The 24,113-nt window shown below is 72.8% G+C and carries 22 protein-coding genes; 14 read left to right on the forward strand and 8 right to left on the reverse strand.

All coding sequences use genetic code 11. The annotated features are described in order from the left end of the window. Positions 1 to 29: 29 nt before the first annotated feature. The 5 genes from ACFVFQ_RS28565 to ACFVFQ_RS28585 are packed head-to-tail and all read left to right on the forward strand — an operon-like array spanning position 30 to position 6,157. The gene (locus ACFVFQ_RS28565) at positions 30 to 1,028 is read left to right on the forward strand and encodes a serine/threonine protein kinase (protein WP_383421220.1); all 999 of its coding nucleotides are present in this window, start codon (positions 30 to 32) and stop codon (positions 1,026 to 1,028) included. Between the two features lie 5 nt (positions 1,029 to 1,033). Then, positions 1,034 to 3,292 (forward strand): protein kinase, encoded by a 2,259-nt coding sequence (locus ACFVFQ_RS28570; RefSeq protein ID WP_383421223.1) that lies wholly within the window; start codon positions 1,034 to 1,036, stop codon positions 3,290 to 3,292. Between the two features lie 52 nt (positions 3,293 to 3,344). Beyond that, positions 3,345 to 5,459: a PQQ-binding-like beta-propeller repeat protein gene (locus tag ACFVFQ_RS28575; RefSeq protein WP_383421226.1), complete on the forward strand. Its 2,115-nt coding sequence runs from the start codon at positions 3,345 to 3,347 to the stop codon at positions 5,457 to 5,459. Between the two features lie 51 nt (positions 5,460 to 5,510). Then, a complete protein-coding gene (locus ACFVFQ_RS28580) occupies positions 5,511 to 5,774 on the forward strand; it encodes a hypothetical protein (RefSeq protein ID WP_383421229.1) in 264 nt (87 codons plus the stop codon). Continuing rightward, on the forward strand, positions 5,771 to 6,157 hold the full coding sequence (locus tag ACFVFQ_RS28585) for a hypothetical protein (RefSeq protein ID WP_383421232.1): 387 nt from the start codon (positions 5,771 to 5,773) through the stop codon (positions 6,155 to 6,157). The genes ACFVFQ_RS28580 and ACFVFQ_RS28585 overlap by 4 nt, the downstream gene beginning before the upstream one ends. Positions 6,158 to 6,170: 13 nt before the next feature. On the opposite strand, the gene ACFVFQ_RS28590 is transcribed toward ACFVFQ_RS28585, so the two are convergent. The 5 genes from ACFVFQ_RS28590 to ACFVFQ_RS28610 all read right to left on the reverse strand — a co-directional run bounded on the left by ACFVFQ_RS28590 (position 6,171) and on the right by ACFVFQ_RS28610 (position 10,709). Further along, positions 6,171 to 6,782, reverse strand: a complete 612-nt coding sequence (locus ACFVFQ_RS28590) for a Maf family protein (protein WP_383421235.1) — start codon at positions 6,780 to 6,782, stop codon at positions 6,171 to 6,173. Between the two features lie 135 nt (positions 6,783 to 6,917). After that, the gene (locus ACFVFQ_RS28595) at positions 6,918 to 8,405 is read right to left on the reverse strand and encodes a peptidoglycan D,D-transpeptidase FtsI family protein (protein WP_383421238.1); all 1,488 of its coding nucleotides are present in this window, start codon (positions 8,403 to 8,405) and stop codon (positions 6,918 to 6,920) included. A 189-nt stretch (positions 8,406 to 8,594) separates the two neighbouring features. After that, complete coding sequence (gene mmpB, locus ACFVFQ_RS28600; protein WP_366331187.1) at positions 8,595 to 8,723, reverse strand: morphogenic membrane protein MmpB; 129 nt, start codon at positions 8,721 to 8,723, stop codon at positions 8,595 to 8,597. 144 nt (positions 8,724 to 8,867) lie between these two features. Next, positions 8,868 to 9,083: an acyl-CoA carboxylase epsilon subunit gene (locus ACFVFQ_RS28605; RefSeq protein WP_383421298.1), complete on the reverse strand. Its 216-nt coding sequence runs from the start codon at positions 9,081 to 9,083 to the stop codon at positions 8,868 to 8,870. Between the two features lie 36 nt (positions 9,084 to 9,119). After that, positions 9,120 to 10,709: an acyl-CoA carboxylase subunit beta gene (locus tag ACFVFQ_RS28610; protein WP_383421242.1), complete on the reverse strand. Its 1,590-nt coding sequence runs from the start codon at positions 10,707 to 10,709 to the stop codon at positions 9,120 to 9,122. Positions 10,710 to 11,006: 297 nt separating this feature from the next. Between ACFVFQ_RS28610 and ACFVFQ_RS28615 the strand changes: the two genes are divergently transcribed. The 5 genes from ACFVFQ_RS28615 to hutH all read left to right on the forward strand — a co-directional run bounded on the left by ACFVFQ_RS28615 (position 11,007) and on the right by hutH (position 17,755). Continuing rightward, positions 11,007 to 11,891 carry a biotin--[acetyl-CoA-carboxylase] ligase gene (locus ACFVFQ_RS28615; RefSeq protein WP_383421245.1) on the forward strand — a complete coding sequence of 295 codons (885 nt, stop codon included), beginning with the start codon at positions 11,007 to 11,009 and terminating at the stop codon, positions 11,889 to 11,891. Between the two features lie 768 nt (positions 11,892 to 12,659). Beyond that, positions 12,660 to 13,919 (forward strand): adenylate/guanylate cyclase domain-containing protein, encoded by a 1,260-nt coding sequence (locus ACFVFQ_RS28620; protein ID WP_383421248.1) that lies wholly within the window; start codon positions 12,660 to 12,662, stop codon positions 13,917 to 13,919. Between the two features lie 111 nt (positions 13,920 to 14,030). Beyond that, positions 14,031 to 14,825 carry an enoyl-CoA hydratase/isomerase family protein gene (locus ACFVFQ_RS28625; protein WP_383421301.1) on the forward strand — a complete coding sequence of 265 codons (795 nt, stop codon included), beginning with the start codon at positions 14,031 to 14,033 and terminating at the stop codon, positions 14,823 to 14,825. 167 nt (positions 14,826 to 14,992) lie between these two features. After that, positions 14,993 to 16,105 carry a diguanylate cyclase domain-containing protein gene (locus ACFVFQ_RS28630; protein WP_383421304.1) on the forward strand — a complete coding sequence of 371 codons (1,113 nt, stop codon included), beginning with the start codon at positions 14,993 to 14,995 and terminating at the stop codon, positions 16,103 to 16,105. A 105-nt stretch (positions 16,106 to 16,210) separates the two neighbouring features. Continuing rightward, on the forward strand, positions 16,211 to 17,755 hold the full coding sequence (gene hutH / locus ACFVFQ_RS28635) for a histidine ammonia-lyase (protein ID WP_383421251.1): 1,545 nt from the start codon (positions 16,211 to 16,213) through the stop codon (positions 17,753 to 17,755). Between the two features lie 293 nt (positions 17,756 to 18,048). Here hutH and ACFVFQ_RS28640 read toward each other — a convergent pair whose 3' ends face one another. Then, positions 18,049 to 18,450 (reverse strand): hypothetical protein, encoded by a 402-nt coding sequence (locus tag ACFVFQ_RS28640; RefSeq protein WP_383421254.1) that lies wholly within the window; start codon positions 18,448 to 18,450, stop codon positions 18,049 to 18,051. 108 nt (positions 18,451 to 18,558) lie between these two features. Between ACFVFQ_RS28640 and ACFVFQ_RS28645 the strand changes: the two genes are divergently transcribed. The 4 genes from ACFVFQ_RS28645 (at position 18,559) to ACFVFQ_RS28660 (ending at position 22,726) form a co-directional block, all read left to right on the forward strand. Then, the gene (locus ACFVFQ_RS28645) at positions 18,559 to 18,897 is read left to right on the forward strand and encodes a hypothetical protein (RefSeq protein ID WP_383421257.1); all 339 of its coding nucleotides are present in this window, start codon (positions 18,559 to 18,561) and stop codon (positions 18,895 to 18,897) included. Positions 18,898 to 19,350: 453 nt separating this feature from the next. Further along, a complete protein-coding gene (locus ACFVFQ_RS28650; RefSeq protein ID WP_383421260.1) occupies positions 19,351 to 20,637 on the forward strand; it encodes an Ig-like domain-containing protein in 1,287 nt (428 codons plus the stop codon). A gap of 146 nt (positions 20,638 to 20,783) precedes the next feature. Beyond that, complete coding sequence (locus ACFVFQ_RS28655) at positions 20,784 to 22,202, forward strand: DUF2786 domain-containing protein (RefSeq protein ID WP_383421263.1); 1,419 nt, start codon at positions 20,784 to 20,786, stop codon at positions 22,200 to 22,202. Positions 22,203 to 22,228: 26 nt separating this feature from the next. Then, complete coding sequence (locus ACFVFQ_RS28660; RefSeq protein WP_383421269.1) at positions 22,229 to 22,726, forward strand: hypothetical protein; 498 nt, start codon at positions 22,229 to 22,231, stop codon at positions 22,724 to 22,726. Positions 22,727 to 22,769: 43 nt separating this feature from the next. Here the strand turns inward: ACFVFQ_RS28660 and ACFVFQ_RS28665 are convergent, their stop codons facing one another. Together ACFVFQ_RS28665 and msrA are read right to left on the reverse strand one after the other, a co-directional pair. Further along, on the reverse strand, positions 22,770 to 22,985 hold the full coding sequence (locus ACFVFQ_RS28665) for a hypothetical protein (RefSeq protein WP_383421272.1): 216 nt from the start codon (positions 22,983 to 22,985) through the stop codon (positions 22,770 to 22,772). 185 nt (positions 22,986 to 23,170) lie between these two features. Further along, positions 23,171 to 23,836 (reverse strand): peptide-methionine (S)-S-oxide reductase MsrA, encoded by a 666-nt coding sequence (gene msrA, locus ACFVFQ_RS28670; protein WP_383421275.1) that lies wholly within the window; start codon positions 23,834 to 23,836, stop codon positions 23,171 to 23,173. Positions 23,837 to 24,113: the final 277 nt, after the last annotated feature.

The following is a 24,113-nucleotide window of genomic DNA, read 5'->3' on the forward strand; positions in this document are numbered from 1 at the left end:
CCAACAGGAGAAGACACGGGGGAGGGGCCATGCGGCCGCAGGACACAGGGGGCAGTGAACCGGAACGATTCGATCCGGTCGGTCCCTATGTCGTGCTGAACCGCCTGGACGATCCCGCGTCCCCCGTCCCCGTACCGGAGCGCCGCTACATGGCGCGCAGCGCGGACGGCGACCGGACGGTGCTGCTCGGCCTGCCGCTGCCCGGCACCGACCCGGACCGCTTCCGCGCCGAGGCGGACACCTCCCGCTACCTCCTCGGCCCGTGGGCGTCCCCGGCCACCGAGGTCGCCCCCCACGGCACCCCGCCCTGGCACGCCCGCCCCTACCTGCCGGCGCTGCCCCTGCCCGCCGCCCTCGACGCCCACGGCGGCCCGCTCCCCGAACCCACCGTCCGCGCCCTGGGCGCCGCCCTCGCCGAGACGTTGGGGGTGGGGCACGGGCAGGGCCTCAGCCACGCCGGGGTCTCCCCGGCCGCGGTGCTGCTGGCCGCCGACGGGCCCCGGTTGACCTGCTTCGGCGCCGTACGGGCCGCCGCCGCGGACGGCACCGCGCGCTCCGGGCTGCCCGGCCTGGAATCCGGCAGCCTGCCCCCGGAACAGGCCGCGGGCGGCCCCACCCAACCGGCCGGCGACCTCTACGCGCTCGGCGCGACGCTGGCGTACGCGGCCACCGGGCACACCGTGCCGGAACGCGAGGAACTGCCCGCCGGGCTGCGGGCGTTGGTCGCCGGCTGCCTCGCCCGGGACCCGGCCGCCCGCCCCAGCACCGCCGAACTCCTCGACGCGCTCGCCCCCGCCAAGGACGGCGACCCGGCACAACCCGGCCGCACCGCCGCCCTGTTCGGCCCCGGCTGGCTGCCCGGCCGGGTGATCGCCGCGCTGGCCCGCCAGTCCGCCGCCCTGCTGGCCGCCGACATCCCGGCCGCGCGGCGCCCGACCGTCCCGGCCCCGCCCGCGCCCGCCGCGCCGCCCACCCCCGCGCCGGCCGGCGCCACGCTCCCGATAGCCCCCTCCCGCCGCCAGGACTGACTCCCGTGCCCCTCCCGCTCACCCACGACGACCCGCCCGGCTTCGGCCCGTACCGCCTGCTCGCCCGGTTGGGCAGCGGCGGCATGGGCACCGTCTACCTGGCCCGTTCGCCCGGCGGCCGCACCGTGGCGGTCAAGACGATGCACGCCCCGATCGCCCGGGACACCGCCTACCGCACCCGCTTCCGGCTGGAGGTGGACGCCGCCCGGGTCATCGGCGGGCGCCACGGCGCGAAGGTCGTGGACGCCGACCCCGCCGCCGAAACCCCCTGGCTGGCCACCGAGTACGTCCTCGGGCCGCCGCTCACGGAGGCGGTGGAGCGAGGCGGCCCGCTGCCCGAGTCCGCGGTGCGCGCCCTCGGCGCCGCGCTGTGCGGGGCGCTCGGCCAACTGCACCGCGCCGGCGTCGTCCACCGCGACCTCAAGCCGTCCAACATCATGGTCACCGCGCACGGCCCGAAGGTCATCGACTTCGGCATCGCCCGCGCCCTCGGCGACGCCCGGCTGACCCACACCGGCGCCGCCGTCGGCACCCCGGCCTTCATGTCGCCGGAGCAGGCGTCCGGGCAGGAACACACCCCCGCCGGCGATGTCTTCGCCCTCGCCGGGGTGCTGGTCTTCGCCGCCACCGGCCGCGGCCCGTTCGGCGGCGGGGCGCCCGCCGACCTCCTCTACCGGGTGCGCTACGCCGACCCCGACCTGACCGGCACCCCCGACGCCCTGGCCCCGCTGCTCGCCCGCTGCCTGGCCAAGGACCCCGCCGCCCGCCCCACCACCGCCGAACTGGCCGGCCAACTCTCCGGCGGTGACGGGGAGTTCACCGACGGCGAGTTCGTCGACCGCCTCCCCGCTCACCTGCTGGCGCTGATCGGCGCCCGGGCGAGCGAGGTCTGGCAGGCGCCCCCGGAGCGGCTGCCGGCCCCCGAGGGCGCCGCCACGCTGTCGCCCACCCCGGGCGCCCCGGCACCGGGCCGGCTGTCCCGCCGCGGCCTGCTGACCGCCGGCGCCGGCACCGCCCTGGGCCTGGCCGGCGCCGGCGCCGGACTGTGGGCCTGGCTCTCCTCCGGCGACCGGGCCCTCGACGCGTCGCCGTACCGGAAGCCGAAGCCCGGCCCCAGCGTCCCCCCGCTGGCCAAGAAGAAGCTGGACTCCCTCTGGCAGAAGCAGATCGCCGAGCCCGACCCGACCGCCGGGCCGGGCAGTCCCGCGCCGCCCGCGGCCCTCGGCGACCTCGGGCTGGTCTTCGCCTCCGCGGGCCTGGCCGCCTTCGACCCGGCCGACGGGAACGTCACGTGGGTCACCGACGGCGGCGGAAGCTGGGAGACCGCCTGGGACGGCGGCCACCTCTTCCGGATGCCCGTCATCGACCACGCCGGCGCCAACGCCCCGCTGCGCATCGAGACCCTCGACCCCACCACCGGCAAGGCCGGCGACCCGGCCCTCGAACTCGCCGACTTCAACGGCGTCCTCTGGCTCAACCAACTCCTCGCCGTCACCGCCGACACCTTCTACCTGGCGGCCTGCACCGGCCGCAGCAACGACATCTACTTCGAGCCGGAGAAGCAGACCTGGTACGTCGCCGCCGTCGACCGCAGCCACGGCACGGTCCGCTGGCGGCAACCGCTGCCGCCCCGCCCGCCCAAGGGCAAGTACGTCGGCTCCACCCGCCTGTACTTCCCGGCCGCCAAGGCCACCGCCGACCGCCTGCTGCTGCTCTTCGAGACCAACGACGGCACGATCCGCGCCCAGGGCCGGGACACCGGCACCGGAAAGCTCCTCTGGGACCGGCCGCTGCCCGTCGGCAAGGACGCCGTCCGCCCCCAACTGGCCACCGACGCCCGCCACCTCTACCTGGGCAACGGGCCGCTGCGCGCCCTACGGCTCAGCGACGGCACCCCCGCCTGGGACAGCTCCGCCACCCGCGCCGGCAAGACCTACGGCCCGCCCACCCTCAAGGACGGCACGCTCTACGCCGTCGAGCAGGGCCTGGGCGCCGTCGCCCGCGACGCGACCACCGGCGCGGTCCGCTGGACCCAACTCGGCGGCGACGCCGGGCGGTCCGCCGTCCAGGACCCGCCGGTCGTCGGCCCCGGCCACCTCTACGTCCACAGCAAGGCCGAGGGCGTCCTGCGGGCGGTCTCGCTCACCAGCCACCTGACCGCCCACACCTACAAGACCACCGCGGACCGCTTCGCCGCCCACGAGCGCAGCAAGACCGTCCTGGCGGTCGGCGGCCACTTCCTCGCCGCGTTCCCGCTTCGGTGACCCGCCCCACTGCCCCGGCGCCCCCGCCGGCCGCATCAGAAAGCCCCCGCCCATGAAACCCCTGGACACCGGAGACCCTCTGCGGCTCGGCCCGTACCGGCTGCTCGGCGTGCTCGGCGAAGGCGGCATGGGCAAGGTCTATATCGGCCAGGACGCGGCCGGCACGGTCGCCGCGGTCAAGGTGCTGCGGCCCGAACTCGCCGCCGACACCCACCTCGCCAGCCGGTTCATCCGCGAGGCAGGGACCGCCCGGGCGGTCACCGGCACGGGCGTCGCAGCCGTCCTGGCCGCCCAGACCGAGGGCCAACACCCCTGGATCGCCACCGAGTTCCTCGCCGGGCCGACGCTCGACCAGGCCGTCGAGGCGCACGGCCCGTTCGACGAGGCCGCGGTGCGGGCGCTCGCCGCGTCCCTGGCCCGCACCCTCGCCGACATCCACGCCGCCGGCCTGATCCACCGCGACCTCAAGCCGCCGAACATCGTGCTGACCTCGTCCGGCCCCCGCATCATCGACTTCGGCATCGCCCGCCCCGAACACGGCCTGACCCTCACCACCACCGGCCAGATCCCGGTCACCCCCGGCTACGGCGCCCCCGAACAGGTCCTCGGCCACCGGGTCGCCCCGCCCGCCGACCTCTTCTCGCTCGGCGCCGTCCTGGTCTACGCGGCCAGCGGCCGACGCGCCTTCGAGGGCGGCCATATCGCCGCCGTCCAGTACGCCGTGGTCCACGACGCGCCCGACACCAGCAGGGTGCCCGCACCGCTTCGCCCGCTCATCGAACCGCTGTTGGCCAAGGACCCCGCCGCCCGCCCCGCCCCGGCGGACGTCGCCGCCGCCTTCGCCCCGCCCCGCGGCGCCGACCGGGCCTGGCGCCGCGGCCCGATCGCCCAAGAGGTCGCCGAGCGGGAGGCCACCGTCCGCGAGCTGACCACGCTCACCGCCGCCCCGGAAGCCGGCACCCCGGTGTCCCGGCGCCGGATGGTGCTCGGTCTCGCGGCCGGCGGGGCGGTGCTCGCCGCCGGCGGCGGCGCGGCCGCCCTGTGGTGGCCCCGAGAGCGCCAACCGGCGCCCACGACCGACCTGTTCGCCTTCCCACCGGCGGTCGCCACGCCCACCGCCCACGCCCTGAACGCCGACGACGGCGACTACATCGTCGGCGGCCAGCCCAAGGCCCTCTGGGGCCCGCTCGACGTCCTCGCCGACGACACCCCCGCCCCGCTCCCGGTCCGCGACGTCATCGTCTTCGGCGCCGTCGACGGCGGGATCGCCGCCCACAACGTCGTGGACGGCAAACGCCGTTGGGCCGCCCGCGACATCAAGGCGACCGGCCGCTACCTCTCCCTCTCGGACCGCCTGCTGGCGGCCGTCGACGCCGCGGGGACGCTGCGCACCTTCGTCCCGTCCACCGGCGAACCCCGGTGGACGGCCGACGCCCGCGCCGAGCTCCTGCTGGCCGCCGACGACACCGCCGTCTACGTCCTGACCAAGGACCACCAACTGCGCGCGATCGGCCGCTCGGACGCGCGGATCCGCTGGACCGCGCCCCTGGACGCCCCGTTCCGCACCACCCTCACCCCGCCCGGCGTCGTCGCCCACGGCCGCCTCGTCCTGGGCACCAACGACGGCAACGTCCTCGCCGTCGACACCGCCGACGGCCGCCGGACATGGGACCTGCGCCACCAGTCCGACGACTTCGTCCGCCCCACCTGCCACGGCAACACCGTCTACCTCAACGGCCTCTCGATGACGGCTCGTCGGATCACCGACGGCAAGGAACTGTGGACGGTCCGCAGGCGCAGCCTGATGAACGAGCCCGGCATGAAGTGGAGCCCGGTCACCGCCACCGACGACGCCCTCTACGCCACCTGCCAGGCATACCTGGACTCGAAGTCCACCTACCCCAACAAGTGGAGCCCCAAGGACGGCAGCAAGGTCTTCCAGATCCTGGGGGCGTCCAACATCAGCACCCCCGTCGTCCTCCAGGGCCAGGGCCTGTGGACGATCGAGGGCGACGGCTTCTACGAGGTCAACGCGGTCGGCGCGACGGACGGTCGCGGCGTGTGGACGTACAAACTGCCCCGGGCCGACCGCCAGTGGCTGGTCGCCGACGGCAACCGCGTCTTCGCCCTCAACGGCCGGTCGCTGTACGCGCTACCGGTGTTCTGAGGGGGTGGTCGTCGGCCCCCACTCCTGTATACATCGACGTATACTCCAGCTATGTCTGATGCGATGATTCGAGTGTCCGCCGAGGTGCGGAACCGGCTGGCGGTGATCGCGGAGTCCCGCGGAACGTCGATCCGCGCGCTGGTGCAGGAGTTCGCCGAGGAGACCCTCACCGAGGAGGAGCGCCGGGAGCAGGCGGAGCGGACTCGGGCCTATCTCGCGGAGCACTTCGGCGTCGAGGTCAGCGACGACGAGAGCGCGGCCATGGGCGCCCGGCTCCGGGAGGCGTTCGCGCAACAGTCGGGAGCAGCCACGTGATCTGGCACCACCTCGTGCTCGACACCCCGACGCTCACGGCGCTGGCGGGCAACCGCCAGGTCTCCGCGCTGATCCACCGCGCCCATCTGGAGTCGGACGCCCGCCTGTGGGCACCGGTGTTGTCCCTCCTGGAAGCCGACCGGGAACACCCGGGGCTCGCCGAGCACGTCGGGCAGTTGGAGGTCATCCACACCGTCGACCTGGACTACCCGGCGACGTTGGCGGTGGCCCAGTTGCACCGGGACGGCGTCCCGGTGGGCATCGGCGCGGCGCTCCACGCCGCCCGCCACCTCCCCGAGTGGGGTGCGAACGCGCTGGTGGCCACGGTCGAACCGAAGGAGTACGCGGGGCGCGGGGTGCCCGTCTTCGACCTCAACCGGTGAGGCGCGGGCCCCCTCAGGCCCAAAGATCCGTGATCGCGATGTCCAGGTCGGCCAGCAGGCGGCGCAGGAGCGGCAGCGACAGGCCGATGACGTTGCCCGGGTCGCCGTCGATCCCGTCGATGAACGGCGCCGAGCGGCCGTCGAGGGTGAACGCGCCGGCCACGTACAGCGGTTCACCGCTGGCCACGTACGCGGCGATCTCCGCGTCGCTCGGCTCGCCGAAGCGGACCGTGGTGGACGCGGTGGCGCTGGCCCGCCGGCCGGACGCGGTGTCGATCACGCAGTGACCGGTGCGCAGGACCCCGGACCGGCCGCGCATCGCCTTCCACCGGGCGGTGGCGTCCTCGGCGTCCGCCGGCTTGCCCAGCGCCCGCCCGTCCAGCTCCAGCACCGAGTCGCAGCCGACGACCAGCGCGCCCGCCGCCTCCGGGCGGGCCGCGACCGCCTCGGCCTTCGCCTCGGCCAGCACCCGTGCCAGCTCCTCGGGGGTGGCGGCGGTCAGCGCGTCCTCGTCCACCCCGCTTATCACGACCTCCGGCGCCAGGCCGGCCTGCCGGAGCAGGCCGAGGCGGGCCGGGGACTGGGAGGCGAGGATGAGGCGGCGGGCGCGCGGAGCTTCGGTCATGCCCGCCATCGTACGGAGGCCACGAAGGCCAGCGGACCGGGCCCGGTACGTGCGGGAGGCGATTTCTCTGCTTCCCCGCTTCTCTGATTTCTCCGCTTTCCCGGCCGCCCGGCCCGCCGCATTCCGCAGCCCGCGTCAGCCCTTGTTCAACACCGCCTGCATCACCGACTTCGCGATCGGCCCGCCCAGCTTTCCACCGGCGATCTCCGAACGGGGAATGCTCATGTCCTTCGGGTCGACGAAGACCGCCACCGCCACCGGCGAACTGCCGTCCGGCAGCTTCGCGTACGAGACGAACCACGCATACGGCCGCTCGTCGTTCACGTTCGCGCCGTGCTGTGCCGTACCGGTCTTGCCGCCGACCGTCACCCCGTCGATCTTCGCCTTCGACGCGGTGCCGTCCGAAACGGTGTACTCCATCATTTCCTGCACCTTCTGCGCGGTGTCCTTGGAAACCGCCTGCGGGTCATCGGGATGGAGCGGCTTCGGGTCGATCTTCTCGATCGTGGACAGGTCCGGACCGCGCAACTCCTCGACCATGTACGGCTTCATCACCTTGCCGTTGTTGGCGATACCCGCGGCGACCATCGCCATCTGCAACGGCGTGCTGGTCACGCTGCCCTGACCCATACCGGTCAGCGCGGTCTGCGGCTGGTCGAGCTTCTTCGGATAACCGCTCACCGCGGAACGCACCGGAGTGAACTGCTCGGCGTTGAACCCGAATTTCTCCGCGGTCTCCCGCATTTTGTCGGTGCCCAACTTGTGCGCCGCGTCCAGGAAGACGTTGTTGCAGGACCACTGCATGCCCGTCTTCAGCGACGCCTTGTCGCACGGCGCCCCCACCACGTCGTTGCCGACCTGCGTACGGGTCTGCGGCAGGGTGTACGGCGCCGGGGCACCGGAGGAGGCGTTGATGTCGGTGACCGTGCCGTGCTCCAGGGCCGCCGCGGCGGTGAGCACCTTGAACGTCGAGCCGGGCGGGTAGATCTCGCGCAGCGCCCGGTTGTTCATCGGCTTGCTCTTGTCGGCGTCCAGCGCCAGGTACTTCTTGCCCTCTTCGGTCGAGAGCCCCGCGAACGTCGACGGGTCGTACGACGGCGTGCTGGCCATCGCCAGGATCTTGCCGGACCGCGGGTCCAGGGCGACCACCGCACCGTTGGCGTGCAGATCGGTGAGCCCCTTGTAGGCGGCCTTCTGCGCCTTCTCGTTGATCGTGGTGAGGACGTCGCCGCCGCGCGGCTTCTCGCCCGTCAGCATCCCGCGCGCCCGGTTGAAGAAGAGCCGGTCGTCCTTGCCGTTGAGCACCTTCTTGTAGACGCCCTCCAGCATCGTCTCGCCCGCCGCCTGCCGGGCGTAGCCGGTCACCGGGGCGTACATCGCGCCGTCGGTGTACGTCCGCTTGTACTTGAAGTCACCACTGGTCTCCACCGACCCGGTGATCGGCTTGCCGCCCACGATGATGTTGCCCAGCGGATACGAGTACGCCTCGATCTTGACCCGCCGGTTGTGCTCGTCGTTCGCGAGCTGATCGCTCTGCACGAACTGCACCCAGGTCACCCGGACCAGCAGGGCGACCACCAACACCCCGCAGAAGACGGCTATGTGTCTGAGTGGCCTGTTCATGAACTCCCCTCCGCCGGCCGGCCGCTGAAGATCACCGCGGCCGGGTGCCCGAATTGCACTGTCGAGAGAGAAAGATGCGTGTTCGGCCGCTGCGGTTGCAAGCCGTGACGAGACCCACGTGACGGAAGTGACAGCGGCCCGATGGAAACGGGGGAACCGGCCGCCCCAAAGAGGCATCGCGTGGAGCCCTTACTTGATCACGACGACCAACGTCCCCACCATGATCGCCGTGGCCAGCACGATGCCCATCCGACGGAGCTTGGCCTGCACCTCGCGCAGCTCCTCGGGCGGTTCATCGGGTGGATCGGACCACAGCATGGCCTCGATCCTCCCGCCCCCAACGGCAACGGCGCCTGAGTACGCGTACTCAGGCGCCGCACCGCGGAGGACTAGTCAGTGCGCCATGCACCGACCCCCGGCGCACCGCGCGGCGACCCACGCCACACGGTCACCGTCAGCACCTCACCGCGGCCAATAACTGGTCCGCCACGCCCGCGGCCCCGGATGCGGCAACCGCGACCGGGCCGGCACCGTCGCCGCCGGATCCGCCCACTCGCCTCCCCGGCCACCCGCCTCCGGCGCGCCACCCGCGGCCACCGCCGCCGCCCGCGCCTTCACCACCGCCAGCGCGGCGGCCAACTCCTCCGGCGTGGGATTGCCCCGCACCACCTTGATCATCGACAACCGACCTCCTCCGACGGGCACCAACGCGGACTACAGCGGGATGTTGCCGTGCTTCTTCGGCGGCAGCGCCTCCCGCTTGTTGCGCAGCGTGCGCAGCCCGCGGACGATGTGCCGCCGGGTCTCCGACGGCATGATCACCGCGTCGACATAGCCCCGCTCGGCCGCGACGTAAGGATTCAGCAGCGCGTCCTCGTACTCCTGGATCAACTCCTGGCGCCGGGAGTCCTGTTGGGCCGGATCCTCGATCGCCGCCAGCGTCCGCCGGTGCAGGATGTTCACCGCACCCTGCGCCCCCATCACCGCGATCTGCGCCGTCGGCCACGCCAGGTTCAGATCCGCACCCAGGTGCTTGGACCCCATGACGTCGTACGCGCCGCCGAACGCCTTCCGCGTGATCACGGTGATCAACGGCACCGTCGCCTCCGCATACGCGTAGATCAACTTGGCGCCGCGCCGGATGATCCCGTCGTACTCCTGGTCCGTCCCCGGCAGGAACCCCGGCACGTCGACGAACGTGATCACCGGGATGTTGAACGCGTCGCAGCTCCGCACGAACCGCGCGGCCTTCTCGCTCGCCTTGATGTCCAGACAACCCGCGAACTGCATCGGCTGGTTGGCCACCACGCCGACCGAATGGCCCTCCACCCGCCCGAACCCGGTCAGGATGTTGGGCGCGAACAGCGCCTGGGTCTCCAGGAATTCACCGTCGTCCAGCACGTGCTCGATCGCCGTGTGCATGTCGTACGGCTGGTTCGCCGAGTCCGGGATCAACACGTCCAGCTCGCGGTCCGCGTCCGAGACCTCAAGATCCACCTCCTCGGCGAACGCCGGCGGATCCGAGAGGTTGTTGGACGGCAGGTACGACAGCAGGCTCTTGACGAAGTCGATGGCGTCCTTCTCGTCGCCCGCCATGTGGTGCGCCACGCCCGAGGTGGTGTTGTGCGTCCGGGCCCCGCCCAACTCCTCGAAGCCGACGTCCTCGCCGGTGACCGTCTTGATGACGTCCGGCCCGGTGATGAACATGTGCGAGGTCTGGTCGACCATCACCGTGAAATCCGTTATGGCCGGCGAATACACCGCACCGCCCGCGCACGGACCCACGATCAGGGAAATCTGCGGCACCACGCCCGACGCGTGCACATTGCGGCGGAAAATCTCCGCGAACAGCCCGAGGGCGGCCACCCCCTCCTGAATCCGGGCGCCCCCGCCGTCATTGATCCCGATGACCGGGCAGCCGTTCTTCAGCGCGAAGTCCATCACCTTGACGATCTTCTCGCCGTAGACCTCGCCGAGCGAGCCGCCGAAGATCGTGAAGTCCTGCGAATACACGCACACCGGCCGCCCGTCGACGGTCCCGTAACCGGTGACGACGCCATCCCCATACGGCCGGTTCTTCTCGATCCCGAAATTCGTCGACCGGTGCCGCGCGAACTCGTCCAGCTCGACGAACGAGCCCTCGTCCAAGAGGAGGTCGATGCGCTCACGCGCCGTCAACTTCCCCTTGGCGTGCTGCTTTTCCACCGCGCGGGCGGAGCCGGCATGTGTGGCTTCCTCGATCCGCCGCTGCAGATCCGCCAATTTGCCCGCGGTGGTGTGGATGTTCGCTTGCGGTTCGGACATCGGGATGCGGCTCCTGCTCGTCCTGGACTGGCACTCGTACGAAAGGGAGGTACGGGTGTGGCTACCGCCTCGTAGCGTATCGGCGGGACTGCTCTGCGGCACTGCGTCGTTGACCACACCTAGGGTCTGTCCGATGGGTCATGGCCGGGGCCGCGACGCCTGGCACGGCACCTCGCGGCGTCGCCAAACCGCCCCAATAGCTCCGCTATCGGGGCGCTTTGGCGCCTTGCGATGCACCGCACCAGACGCCCCGGCCTACCCGACCCTGACCCATCGGACAGACCCTAGGCTGTGACCATGACGCCTCAACCACCGGAAAACCGGGACAAAGACGCCGGTCGCTGGAGCGATCTGGGTCGCCCGCCGCTGAATGCCCCCGCGCTGCGCCGGGCCCTCGTCCGGCCCGGTTCGCTGTGGTCCTCCCTGGACGTCGTCCCCACCACCGGGTCGACCAATACCGACCTCGCGGACCGGGCCGCCGCCGGCGACCTGCCCGAGGGCGCCGTCCTCGTCGCCGAGGAACAGTCCGCCGCCCGCGGCCGCCTGGACCGCCGCTGGTCCGCCCCGCCCCGCTCCGGCCTCTTCGTCTCCGTCTACCTCACCCCCACGGTCCCGGCCGTCCGTTGGAGCTGGCTCCCGCTCCTCGCCGGCGTGGCCACCGCCACCGCCCTCTCCCGCACCGCCGGCGTCGACACCGCCCTGAAGTGGCCCAACGACGTCCTGGTCACCGTGGACGGCACCGAGCGCAAGACCGGCGGCATCCTCGCCGAACGCGCCGCCGACGGCGTCGTCCTCGGCATCGGCCTCAACGTCACCCTCACCGCCGACGAACTCCCCGTCCCCACCGCCGCCTCGCTCGCCCTCGCCGGCGCCCCCAACACCGACCGCGACCCCCTGCTCCGCGCCGTCCTCCGCTCCCTGGAGCACTGGTACGGCGAGTGGCAGGCGGCGGACGGCGACCCGGCCGCCTGCCACCTCCAGGAGGCGTACGCGACGGGCTGCGCGACGCTGGGCCGCCAGGTGCGGGCGATCCTCCCCGGCGACCGCTCCGTCGAGGGCGAGGCCGTCGCCCTCGACGGAGACGGCCGCCTCATCCTGGCCACCGCCGACGGCGTCCAACACCCCGTCGACGCCGGCGACATCGTCCACCTGCGCCCAGCAACGGGCGACGGTTACGCGTAGCGGTTACGCATGGCCCTTGCCCCTCCCACGATCTCCTCCCATTCCCCTCCCACGATTGCGGCTCTGGGGCGCCCGCGGGCCGGGCATGGTCCGCTGCCTTGCTCGCCGCCGCCTCCTCTTATCCGGCAACGAACGCGGAGGGGTGGGGAGTTCCACGTTCCGTTACGGATTGTAGTCGAGTGGGTGGGGGTGGTGAGGAGGGTTGGGGATACGCCCCCACAGTCAGCGACAGCAGGAAGACGACCGCCGGGCCAGTCGGGAAGACGACCGCCGGGCCGCGGCCGGCAACGCTACCCAGGGGACGCGAACACGTAGCCGACCCGGAACCGACGCGGTGGGAAAGCCGCCCACGGCGCCGGGTCGGAGGGGATGCCCCGGAGCCCGCCCGCAGGATCTGGAGCAAAGCCCCGGGTATGCGTCATCTGACTGACCAGAGGCGCCCGCACCGAGGACGGGCTCCGGGGCATCCCCTCCGACCCCCACCACCGAAGAGTGGGCGAGGCCACCCCAGCCACCACGAAACCGGCCAGCCAACAACGCGGGGCGACCACAAAACACACCCCGCCGCCACGGCGCGCAACGACCAACCGACAGCATCCGGCGGGAAACGAACGCGCCGTCACCACGACGTGGGCCGCAAGCCAGCGCAGCGACCACGTGAGGCAGAGCACACCTGCCGTATCGTTGAGGCGGTCCGTCAGGGAGCGGATCACGGGCGAGCGGGCAGATCGGAAGGGCAGTGCGCAGGGATCGGACAGGGAGTGGCCGGTGACCGCGGACGACTCGGGGGCCACCCCGCGCGGGGCGGATGCCGAGGGCGGCGCGGTGGGCGAGGCCCCCGCGGGCGAGCCCACGGGTGATCCCGCAAGCAGCGACGGCACGGCCAACGGCGGCACGGCCAACGGCGGCGAGGGCAGCGGCGAAGGCGGCGGCACGACCAGCGCCGAAGGCGACGGAGAGAGCAACGGCGAGGGCAACGGCGAGAACAACATCGCCGTGAAGCTGGAGCAGCTCATCATCGGTGCCGAGCGCCGCTACACGCCGTTCCAGGCGGCCCGCAGCGCCGGCGTCTCCATGGACCTCGCGGCGCGCTTCTGGCGCGCCATGGGTTTCGCGGACATCGGCCAGGTCAAGGCCCTCACCGAGGCCGACGTGCTGGCCCTGCGCCGGCTCGCCGGCCTGGTCGAGGCGGGGCTGCTCAGCGAGGCGATGGCCGTGCAGGTCGCCCGTTCCACGGGGCAGACCACCGCCCGGCTGGCCGACTGGCAGATCGACTCCTTCCTGGAGGGGCTGACCGAGCCCCAGGACTCCGGCCTGACCCGTACGGAGATCACGTACCCGCTGGTCGAGCTTCTCCTCCCGGAGTTGGAGGAGTTCCTGGTCTACGTGTGGCGGCGGCAGCTCGCCGCGGCGACCGGGCGCGTCGTCCAGGCCCAGGACGACGCGGAGATGGTGGACCGTCGGCTGGCGGTCGGCTTCGCCGACCTGGTCGGGTTCACGCGGCTGACCCGGCGGCTGGAGGAGGAGGAACTCGGCGAGCTGGTCGAGGCGTTCGAGACCACCGCCGCGGACCTGGTCGCCGCGCACGGCGGGCGACTCATCAAGACGCTCGGGGACGAGGTGCTGTTCGCGGCGGACGACGCCGGGGTGGCCGCCGAGATCGGGCTGCGGCTCATCGAGACGATGGGCCACGACGAGACGATGCCCGAGCTGCGGGTGGGCATCGCGTTCGGCACGGTCACGACCCGTATGGGCGATGTCTTCGGGACGACGGTCAACTTGGCGAGCCGGCTGACCTCGATAGCGCCGCGGGACGCCGTGTTGGTGGACGAGGCGTTCGCGGAGGAGTTGGGGCGCACCGGCGATGCACCGGTCTCCGAGGCGGACGCCGCGGCCGCGGAGAAGGCCGCCCAGGAGGGCACCGGCAGCCCCCCGCCCCCCTACCGCTTCGCGTTGCAGCCGATGTGGCAGCGGCCGGTGCGCGGGCTGGGCGTCGTCGAGCCGTGGATGTTGACCCGGCGCGGGTGAGGTGCGCCCGGCCGGGTCGGCCCCTGCCGTAAACCGCCGCGAGCTGACATGATCCTCGGGCGATCAGGTCAACGAGCGTTAACCGGCAATCGGGAGGGCGGTATGAGCGGAATGCAGCGGTTCGGCGCGGAGGAGTGGGTCGGCGTCGAGCGCCACGGTTTCGTGGCGGAGCTGGTCCTGGACCGGCCGAAGGCGATGAACGCGGTGTCGACGGCGATGGCCGACGCGCTGGCGGAGGCGTGCGCCGCGCTGGCCGCCGACCGTTCCGTACGGGCGGTGGTGCTCACCTCCACCCACGAGCGGGCGTTCTGCGTGGGCGCCGACCTCAAGGAGCGGAACTCCTTCACGGATGCGGAGCTGATGCGGCAGCGCCCGCGGGCCCGCGCCGCGTACACCGGCGTGCTGGAGCTGCCGGTGCCGACCATCGCCGCGGTCCATGGCTTCGCGCTCGGCGGCGGCTACGAGCTGGCGCTGGCCTGCGATCTGATCGTCGCGGACGGGAGTGCGGTGGTGGGGCTGCCGGAGGTGTCGGTGGGCGTCATTCCCGGTGGCGGCGGGACGCAGTTGCTGCCGCGCCGGGTGGGGGCGGCGCGGGCGGCCGAACTGGTCTTCACCGCGCGCCGGGTGCCGGCCGCGGAGGCGGCCGAGCTGGGGCTGGTGGACCGGCTGGTGGCGGACGGGCAGGACCGGGCCGAGGCGCTGGCGCTGGCCGCGACGATCGCCCGCAATTCGCCGGTCGGGCTGCGCGCCGCCAAGCGCGCCATGCGGCTGGGGCAGGGGCTGGACCTGCGGGCCGGGTTGGACCTTGAGGACGGTGCCTGGCGGAGCGTGGCGTTCTCCGGGGACCGGGCCGAGGGCGTCGCCGCGTTCAACGAGAAGCGGGACCCGGACTGGCCGGGGGAGTGAGCCCCGGGGCCGCTCCTTCCGGTGGTCGTTGACCGGCGGAAGGGGCGAAGAGGGTTAATCATTCCTACGCTGTAGTACAGAGCGTGCTCACGGTGACGGAATGTGAGGATCCGGTGACGGGCGAGGGTGACGCGAGGCTTCGGGCCGTGGTGGAGCTGGCCCAGGCGATGGCGGCCGCGCCCACGCTGCGCGAGGCGGCCCGGGCCGCGGCGCAGGGGGTGCGGCAGGCGTTGGGGGGCTCCTTCGCGGCGATCTCCAAGTGGGAGCGCGAGCTGGGACAGCTTCGGGTGCTGGCGAACGTCGGTGAACTCGCCGCGGGGGAGCGGGAGTTCCCGGACGACGAGGCGTATCCGGTGCACGAGTTCCCGGAGATCGTCGGGTTTCTGCACGAGCAGTGGGCCGGCGGTGGGGAGCCCAACGCCTGGGTGGAGGTCGCCGACGGCGAGCCGGACGACGGGATGGGGGGCGCGCGGCACCGGGGTCCGTACAACCACCAGCGGGTGGCGGCGCTGCGGCGGCGCGGCCGGGGGTGCTGCGTGGTGGCCCCGATCGTGCTGCACGGTCGGGCGTGGGGCGAGTTGTATGTGGCGCGGCCGGCCGGCGAGCCGGTGTTCGGGCGGGCGGACGCCGATTTCGCGACCGTGCTGGCCGCCGTCGCGGCCGCCGGGATCGCGCAGACCGAGCGGCTCGCGGAGGCCCGCCGGCTGGCGTTCACCGATGCGTTGACCGGGCTGGCCAACCGTCGGGCGGTGGACATGCGGCTGGACGAGGCGCTGGAGCAGCACCGGACCGGCGGCCTGGTGGTCAGCCTGGTGGTGTGCGATCTGAACGGGCTGAAGCGGGTCAACGACTCCCGCGGGCACGCGGTCGGCGACCGGCTCCTGGAGCGCTTCGGTTCGGTGCTGTCGCTGTGCGGCGCGATGCTGCCGGGGACGCTGGCGGCGCGGCTGGGCGGGGACGAGTTCTGTCTGCTGGCGGTCGGGCCGGAGTCCGACGAGGTGGTCAAGGTGGCCGGTGAACTGTGCGCGCGGGCCGCGGAGTTGGACCTCGGCGAGGGGGTCGCGGTGGGGGTCGCCTCGACCGGCGACCCGATCGGCCCGGTGCGCAGCGCCCGTCGGCTCTTCCGGCTCGCGGACGCGGCCCAGTACCGGGCCAAGGCGGCGCAGTCCGGCGAGCCGGTGGTGGCCGGGCGGCACGGCGGCGCGCAGGACCCGGTGGTGCGGCTGGCGGACTCGCCGCAGCCGCGGTCCGGGCCGGAGCGGCGGAGGTTCCGGAGGTGAGGCGGGCCGGCTGTCGGGGCGGCCCGGCCCGGGTGAAGATCGGTAAGGGATGAACCCGGAATCCGGTGGTGACATCCGAAGATTCAGTCTCTAGGGTGCCTGAATATGGATATGCACACTGTGGTGTTGGGGACGTCCGGCACCACCGCACAGGACGTCATCGCGGTGGCCCGCGGCGCGGCCCGGATCGAGCTGTCCGAAGAGGCCCGCACCGCCGTCGCCGCCTCCCGCGCCTTCATCGACGAGCTGGCGGCCAAGCCGGACCCGGTCTACGGCGTCTCCACCGGCTTCGGCGCCCTCGCCGTCCGCCACATCAGCCCCGAGCTGCGTGCCCAACTCCAGCGCAACATCGTGCGCTCGCACGCGGCCGGCATGGGCCCCCGGGTCGAGCGCGAGGTGGTCCGCGCCCTGATGTTCCTGCGGCTGAAGACGCTCGCCTCCGGGCACACCGGTGTCCGCCCGGTGGTCGTCGAGACCATGGCCGCCCTGTTGAACGCCGGCATCACCCCGGTCGTCCACGAATACGGCTCGCTCGGCTGCTCCGGCGACCTGGCGCCGCTCTCGCACTGCGCGTTGACGCTGCTGGGCGAGGGCGAGGCGGAGGGCCCCGACGGCGTCGTCCGGCCGTCCGGCGAGCTGCTGGCCGCGCACGGCATCGCGCCCGTCGAGCTCCGCGAGAAGGAGGGGCTGGCGCTCCTCAACGGCACCGACGGCATGCTCGGCATGCTGGTGATGGCCTGCGCCGACCTGGCCCGCCTGTTCACCTCGGCGGACCTCACCGCCGCGCTCTCCCTGGAGGCGCTGCTCGGCACCGACAAGGTCCTCGCACCCGAGCTGCACGCGATACGCCCGCACCCCGGGCAGGCCGCCTCGGCCGCCAACATGCTGGCGTTCCTTGCCGGTTCGGGCTTCACCGGCCACCACCAGGACGACGCCCCGCGCGTCCAGGACGCCTACTCGATCCGCTGCGCGCCCCAGGTCGCTGGCGCCGGCCGGGACACCCTGGCGCACGCCCGCCTGGTCGCCGAGCGGGAGCTGGCCGCCGCCGTCGACAACCCCGTCGTGCTGCCCGACGGCCGGGTGGAGTCCAACGGCAACTTCCACGGCGCGCCGGTGGCCTATGCGTTGGACTTCCTGGCCATCGCCGCGGCCGACCTCGGCTCCATCGCCGAGCGGCGCACCGACCGCCTCCTGGACAAGAACCGCTCGCACGGGCTGCCCGCCTTCCTCGCCGGCGACCCGGGCGTCGACTCGGGCCTGATGATCGCCCAGTACACCCAGGCCGCGCTGGTCAGCGAGTTGAAGCGGCTGGCCGCCCCGGCGTCGGTGGACTCCATCCCGTCGTCCGCGATGCAGGAGGACCACGTCTCGATGGGGTGGTCGGCGGCGCGCAAGCTGCGCACCGCGGTGGACAACCTCACCCGCATCCTCGCCGTCGAGCTCTACGCGGCGACCCGCGCCATCGAGCTGCGGGAGGGCCTGACGCCCGCGCCGGCGACCCGGGCGGTGCTGGCCGCGCTGCGCGACGCGGGCGTGCAGGGGCCGGGCGAGGACCGCTTCCTGGCGCCGGACCTGGAGGCGGCGTACGCGTTCGTCCGGGACGGGAAGCTGGTGGCGGCGGCGGAGTCGGTCACCGGGGAGCTTGCCTGACGTTGCGGTTGCGTCAGGTCGCCTGATGCCGCGTCGGGTGGCCTGGCAGCGCGTCAACTCCCGGCCGTGGGCGGCGAGATGCCGCGGTCGGGGTGGCTGCCGCCGTCCGTTGGTGGCGTGCGGCAGCCGGTGGCGGTTGGTCGGTCGCCGGTCGCCGGCCGTCGGACGGGGGCCTGCGGTCAAGTGTTGTGAAGGCGGGCTGACCGGCGCTGACTTGATGCTGTCGTAAGGGGCGGCGCGGGGGTCATGGCGCGGCGCCGGGCGGTCGGTTGGCCGGCGGTGCGGCTGCCGGCTCAGGCCGCCCCGTCGCGGGTGCGGCGCACGGAGTAGCCGACCAGCGCGGCGCCGAGCGCCAGGAAGGCCGCGCCGCCCACCGCGTAGGGCGTGGTGTCCGGGCTGCCGGTGTCGGCGAGGTAGTGGTGCGGGCCGCCGTCGGGCCGGGTGGTGGTGGAGCCGCGGTTCGCGCTCTGCGCACCGGAGTTCTTTTCCGCGGACGCCTTGCCGGAATGCCCCTTCGGGTCGGCCGCGTCCGATACATTCGCCCGTCCGACGCCGGTCGTTGCGGATTCTGCACGGGGGCCGGAATGTGGCTCCCCGTCAACTCCCACGATCGCGTTGGCGGACGGCACGAACCACAGGGCGAACAGCACCGATCCCGCGGCAGCGGCGGTCAGCAGTGGTCGACGTGCGGTCACGAAAGCTATCCCCCTTGTGGGTTCGGCGAATTGGCCGTTGACCGCAGATGTTAGTGACCGCCGCGGGTCGCGCGGTAGTCGGGACCCGGTCGTGCTTACCCTCCGGACATGAGCAATGGTGAGACATCACGCTTTGTACGGCTTCACGTCGAACTCGTCATGGAGGTCACCGACGCCGCCCGGCTGACCGGCGCCGCGGTCGACCGCCTCAACGACGACCCCGCGCTCCCGGACGACGAACGCAGGCAGTCGTTGGAAACGGTCAGAGACGATCCGGCGGAGGCGCTGGCCCACCTCGTCGACCCCTTCGACCTGGTCACCGGGGTGCCCGGCACCCAACTCGCGCAGGCGTCCTGGAGCAGCGAGGAGATGACCGACTACGACCCGGACGCCGAGTGGGACGCGGCGGAGTGGGACCTCGCGGACGACGCGGACGGGGAGGGCTGACCGTCCCGTCCCACCGCCTCGTCGAGGCCCGCGCACCCCGCGCACTCCGCGCAACACCAGCCCCCAGGCCCCCGCACGACCCGGTGTCGTGCGGGGGCCGATGTCGTGTACGGGCCGGTCCGACGGCGTCGTCCGGGGCCGATGACGTCTTCGGCGCGCGGTCGTTATCCGGTCGGGCCGTCGTGACGTGGAGTGCGGTGACGTAGTGAAGCGGGGGTAAGGGAAACAGCGCTCCGCAGTCATATGCGCGTTCTGGGTCATTATTCGGGCGAAGGTCGTTTTGGCGCTATTGCGTGTCGTTCCCCACATTTACGCCAGGAATGAGGCGGGCGAAACGGAAATAGCGTTCCAATGGGAGGCGGCCGGAATGCCTGCGCCCAGTTTTGCCCGCGTTCAGCTGGCGGCTCGCTCGGGGATTTTTCGCAGAAGTCAGTAGCAATGGAGAAGCGTGTGATGACGGACCGCAAGCGCCGCAATGGCCTCATAGCCAGTGCCGCGCTGCTCGGCGGCGTTCTCACGGTCGCCGCCTGTGGTGCCAGCAGCGCCACCGGCCACGGCGACGGTGGGAGCGGTCGCCAGGAGACCCAGCACGAGAACACCCAGCAGGTGGACGAGGCCGCCGCGCAGGACGCCTCCCAGGCGAAGATCACCATCACGCCCAAGGACGGCTCGACCGACGCCGGTCTCAACGCGGTCAAGGTGACCGCCGGTGGCGGCAAGCTCACCGACGTCACCATGACCACGGTGGTCACGCACCAGACCGACAAGACCCAGCAGAAGACCGTCCCGGGCACCCTCTCCGCCGACGGCACCTCCTGGAAGCCCAAGCAGGCGCTGTCCCGCGCGACCACCTACAAGATCACCGCGCACGCGGTGGACGGCCAGGGCCGCACCGCGGTGGAGAACGCCACCTTCACCACGGTCTCGCCGGGCAACAGCTTCCTTGGGAACTTCACTCCCGAGGACGGCTCGACGGTCGGCGTCGGGATGCCGGTGTCGATCAACTTCGACAAGCCGGTCAAGAACCGCAAGGCCGTCCAGTCGGCGATCGAGGTCGCGTCCAGCAGCAACCAGCAGGTCGTCGGCCACTGGTTCGGCGACAAGCGGCTGGACTTCCGCCCCCAGGGCTACTGGAAGCCGAACTCCGAGGTCACCATGAAGCTGGCCCTGGACGGCGTGGAGGCGTCCCCGGGCGTGAAGGGCATCCAGAACAAGACCGTCCGCTTCACCGTCGGTCACTCGCAGGTCAGCACCGTTGACGCCGCGACCCACCAGATGACCGTGGTCCGCGACGGCAAGACCATCAAGACCATCCCGATCTCCTCGGGTAGCGCCGAACACCCCACCTACAACGGCCAGATGGTGATCTCCGAGAAGTTCAAGCAGACCCGCATGGACGGCTCCACCGTCGGCTTCACCAACAACGACGGCAAGGGCGAGTACGACATCCCCGACGTCCCGCACGCCATGCGGCTGTCGAACTCCGGCACCTTCATCCACGGCAACTACTGGGGCAAGGGCATCTTCGGCAAGGCCAACACCAGCCACGGCTGCATCGGCCTGAAGGACGTCAAGGGCGGCAACGACCCGTCCACCAACGGCGCGTGGTTCTTCGACCACTCGCAGCTCGGCGACGTAGTCAAGGTGGTCAACTCCCCTGACAAGACCATCAAGCCGGACAACGGCCTCAACGGGTGGAACATGTCCTGGTCGCAGTGGGTGGCCGGCAGCGCGGTCTGAGACCGACGCAGTGACGCCCCTGCACCGCGCATGACTCTCGATGACCGGCGCCCGGCGCCCCGCTGTAAAGGCGAGGCGCCGGGCGCCGGCCGTTGCGCGACCGGGCGCCCGACCGGCACCGTCCCGGCCGTCCGTACAGTGGCCGGGTGAACGAGCACGTGGACAACGGGGGCGGCAAGCGGCGCCGGAACGGCCGGAGTGGGGACCGTGACCGGGCGGCCAAGACGGGCGGCGCGACCCGGGGCGGCCCCGGTGCCGGCCGTACGGGCCCGGGCAACGCGGAGGCCGGCCCCGCCCCGGACGCCGCCCGCCAGGCCGCCGAACTGCTGGGCACCGTCCTCGGCAGCGTCCGCTACGCGGCGGACGGGACCGCGGCCGAGGACGCCATCGAGGCCGGTGCCTCGATGCTGACCGCCGCGGCCCCCGGCTGGGAGGCGATCAGCGCCGTCGTCGTCGAGGCCGCAGCGGACGCCGTCCACCGCTGCTGGAGGGGCGGTTGGCAACCCGCCGACCTGGAACGCATCGTCCGCCGGGAGGCCGCCACCCCCGCACCGGCCGCCCTCGTCCTCGACGCCATCGCCGCCGACGCGGCGCGCCGCCCCCGCCCGCCCGAAACCTCCCAAGGCCCGCGCTGGCAGGCCCAGTTGGAGCGCCTCGACGTCCGTGTCTGGTGGGACCGCGACCCCGCCTACCTGGACGCGCTGGCCGCCCGCCGCCGCACCTCCCGCTTCGAGACCGCCTACGACGTCCTCGGCACCCTCCGCCTGCTTGCCCGGCTCCCCAGGATCACCCCGCTGCCGCCCCCGCCCGCGACGGCCGGCCCGACCGGCCCCGGCGAACGGCCCGCGCCCCGCCTCCTCACCCGGATCCGCGCCCTGTTGGCCAAGGCGGAGGCGACCACCTTCGCCGAGGAGGCCGAGGCGCTCTCCGCCAAGGCCCAGGAACTGATGGCCCGTCACAGCATCGACGAGGCCCTCCTAGCCCCCGCTCACGGCCCCCAGGGCGCCCCGCCCGCCGACGGACCCACGGCGCTCCGCATCGGCATCGAGGGCCCCTACGAACAGGGCAAGGCGCTGCTCCTCGACGCCGTCGCGGCCGCCAACCGCTGCCAGGCCGTCTGGGCCGCCGAGTTGGGCTTCTCCACCGTCGTCGGCTTCCCGCCCGACCTGGAGGCGACCGAGCTGCTGCACGCCTCGCTGCTCCTCCAGGCCACCGCCGCGATGCAGCGCGCGGCCGACGACCACCATGCCCGGGGCCGCTCCCGCCGCACCCGCGACTTCCGCCAGACCTTCCTCGTGGCGTACGCGGACCGCATCCGCACCCGCCTGGCCGCGGCCACCGCCGCCGCCACGGCCGAGGCCACCGCCGAACCCGCCGCCGAGGACCGGCTGTTGCCCGTCCTCGCCGCCCGCGAACTCGCCGTCGAGGAGACCGCCGGCGCCCTCTTCCCCGACACCGCCCCGGTCCGCCTCCGCGGCATCCGCGACGCCGCCGGCTGGCACCAGGGCACCACCGCCGCCGACCGCGCCCACCTCCACCGCCCGGAACGTCCCCCACGCACCTGACCCCTTCGGCCGCCCCAGGAATCACCGTGCACCCCCAACGCCAACGCCCAGACGAAGAGCCCACCTGGGCCTCCCTCCCTCCGCGCGGCAAAGCGCTCGCCGCCGTCGGCATGGCCGGCCTGAGCCTCGGCGTACTCGCCCTCGTGGCCGCGGCAGTGCTGGCGGGCGTCCTGACCATCGGCTACCTGTCCCGCAACCTGATCGAAGCCGACGGCACGGGCCCCCTCATCTGGGCAGCCCTACTCCTCCTGCCCTGCGGCCTGCTCGCCGGCGCGTTCGCCTACCCCGTACGCCTGGCCCTGCGCCTCGCCCTCCCCTCGCCCAAGGCCAAGCACCGTGCAGAGATGGCCCTTTCGGCCGCCACGACCTTCCTGGCCACCCTGTTCGTCGAAGCCTTCACCCCCGGCCTCCACGTCCAACACCCCTGGCTACCGGCCCTGTTGACCACCTTGCTGATCGCCCTCACCAACCTCGCGATCAACCACCTGGAAGCCCGCCTCCACCGCAGCCACAACCACCCCTGACCGCCGCCCCGTTGCCGTACACGTGGGGCGCGGGCCGGGGCCGTCAGCCCCCGGCGCCCTTGTCCGCCTTGTCCGCCAACAGCTCCTCGATCCGCGCATCGACCTGCCGACGGTCGTAGCCCCGCCGCACGACCCCGAACGGAGGCGGGCCGATCGGCGCGTCGGCCTCGGCCAGGGCCTTGAGACAGAGATCCACCTGCTGGCGGTCGTAACCCCGCCACGCCACATCGAAGCCACGAAACTCAGACGCTTTCGACACCGCGCGCACCCCCTGAAGACCACACCGCGACCACACCCCACAGCGTAGCCCCGGCCACTGACAGGAAGCGTCCGAGCTCTCGCGACTGCCCCCCAACTCGGGCCCGGGGCAGCGAGGTTCGAGACCCGCCTGCCCCGAGCCACGAGAACGAGCGCTTCCGGCCGGTGCCGGTCTGCGTCGCGCCGTCAGTCGCCGGCCGGGGCCACGCCGACCGGGCACGACACCCCCGTCCCCCCGATCCCGCAGTAACCGGCGGGGTTCTTGTCGAGGTACTGCTGGTGGTACGCCTCCGCCGGGTAGAAGGGGCGGGGGGTGGCGGGGAGGATCTCGGTGGTGGGGTCGGGGTAGCCGGAGGAGTGCAGGACGGTGCGGTAGGCGTCGCGGGAGGCTTCGGCGGCCTGCTGTTGGGCGGGGGAGTGGGTGTAGATGGCGGAGCGGTACTGGGTGCCGATGTCGTTGCCCTGGCGGAAGCCCTGGGTGGGGTCGTGGGACTCCCAGAAGAGCTTCAGCAGGGCGGTGTACGGGACGACCTTGGGGTCGAAGACGACGCGGACGGCCTCGGTGTGGCCGGTGTGGCCGCTGCACACCTCTTCGTAGGTCGGGTTCGGGGTGTGGCCGCCCTGGTAGCCGACCAGCGTGGTCCACACGCCGTCGGTCTGCCAGAACTTCCGCTCGGCGCCCCAGAAGCAGCCCAGCCCGAAGTCGGCGATCTCCAGGCCGTCCGGGTACGGGCCGAGCAGCGGGTTGCCGAGGACGGTGTGCCGGTCGGGGACGGTGAAGTCCCGCTCCGGGCGGCCCTTCAGCGCTTCCTCGGGGGCGGGGAGGTGGGTCTTGAAGCGGGAGAACAGCATCAGGATCGTGCTCCAGGAGAGGAGAGGAGAGGAGAGGAGAGGAGAGGCGGGGGCCGGTGGTGGTTGCGGTCCCTTCGAAGAACGTTCCGGGGGCCGGTGGCATTCCGATGGGTTGGCCTTCCGGCGTGGGCGGGTGTTCCGGCGTGGGTGGGTGTTCCGGTGACGGGGCGGGCGGGTCCCTAGCCCTAGGTGTGCTGTCCCGGCACGTTGGTGACAGGTGACATGCACCGTCGGGGTGTTTGAACGGGTGAGGGCCTTCCGGGTTCGGTGTGGATTG

This window comes from Streptomyces sp. NPDC057743, from assembly GCF_042798755.1.
Taxonomy (GTDB): Bacteria; Actinomycetota; Actinomycetes; order Streptomycetales; family Streptomycetaceae; genus Streptomyces.

Bases quoted from the DNA above. Each gene is read 5' to 3' on its own strand.
- ACFVFQ_RS28565 (WP_383421220.1), top strand. From the start codon at position 30: ATGCGGCCGCAGGACACAGGGGGCAGTGAACCGGAACGATTCGATCCG.
- ACFVFQ_RS28575 (WP_383421226.1), top strand. From the start codon at position 3,345: ATGAAACCCCTGGACACCGGAGACCCTCTGCGGCTCGGCCCGTACCGG.
- ACFVFQ_RS28580 (WP_383421229.1), top strand. From the start codon at position 5,511: ATGTCTGATGCGATGATTCGAGTGTCCGCCGAGGTGCGGAACCGGCTG.
- ACFVFQ_RS28590 (WP_383421235.1), bottom strand. From the start codon at position 6,782: ATGACCGAAGCTCCGCGCGCCCGCCGCCTCATCCTCGCCTCCCAGTCC.
- ACFVFQ_RS28595 (WP_383421238.1), bottom strand. From the start codon at position 8,405: ATGAACAGGCCACTCAGACACATAGCCGTCTTCTGCGGGGTGTTGGTG.
- mmpB (WP_366331187.1), bottom strand. From the start codon at position 8,723: ATGCTGTGGTCCGATCCACCCGATGAACCGCCCGAGGAGCTGCGCGAG.
- ACFVFQ_RS28605 (WP_383421298.1), bottom strand. From the start codon at position 9,083: ATGATCAAGGTGGTGCGGGGCAATCCCACGCCGGAGGAGTTGGCCGCC.
- ACFVFQ_RS28610 (WP_383421242.1), bottom strand. From the start codon at position 10,709: ATGTCCGAACCGCAAGCGAACATCCACACCACCGCGGGCAAATTGGCG.
- ACFVFQ_RS28615 (WP_383421245.1), top strand. From the start codon at position 11,007: ATGACGCCTCAACCACCGGAAAACCGGGACAAAGACGCCGGTCGCTGG.
- ACFVFQ_RS28625 (WP_383421301.1), top strand. From the start codon at position 14,031: ATGCAGCGGTTCGGCGCGGAGGAGTGGGTCGGCGTCGAGCGCCACGGT.
- ACFVFQ_RS28630 (WP_383421304.1), top strand. From the start codon at position 14,993: ATGGCGGCCGCGCCCACGCTGCGCGAGGCGGCCCGGGCCGCGGCGCAG.
- hutH (WP_383421251.1), top strand. From the start codon at position 16,211: ATGGATATGCACACTGTGGTGTTGGGGACGTCCGGCACCACCGCACAG.
- ACFVFQ_RS28645 (WP_383421257.1), top strand. From the start codon at position 18,559: ATGAGCAATGGTGAGACATCACGCTTTGTACGGCTTCACGTCGAACTC.
- ACFVFQ_RS28650 (WP_383421260.1), top strand. From the start codon at position 19,351: ATGACGGACCGCAAGCGCCGCAATGGCCTCATAGCCAGTGCCGCGCTG.
- msrA (WP_383421275.1), bottom strand. From the start codon at position 23,836: ATGCTGTTCTCCCGCTTCAAGACCCACCTCCCCGCCCCCGAGGAAGCG.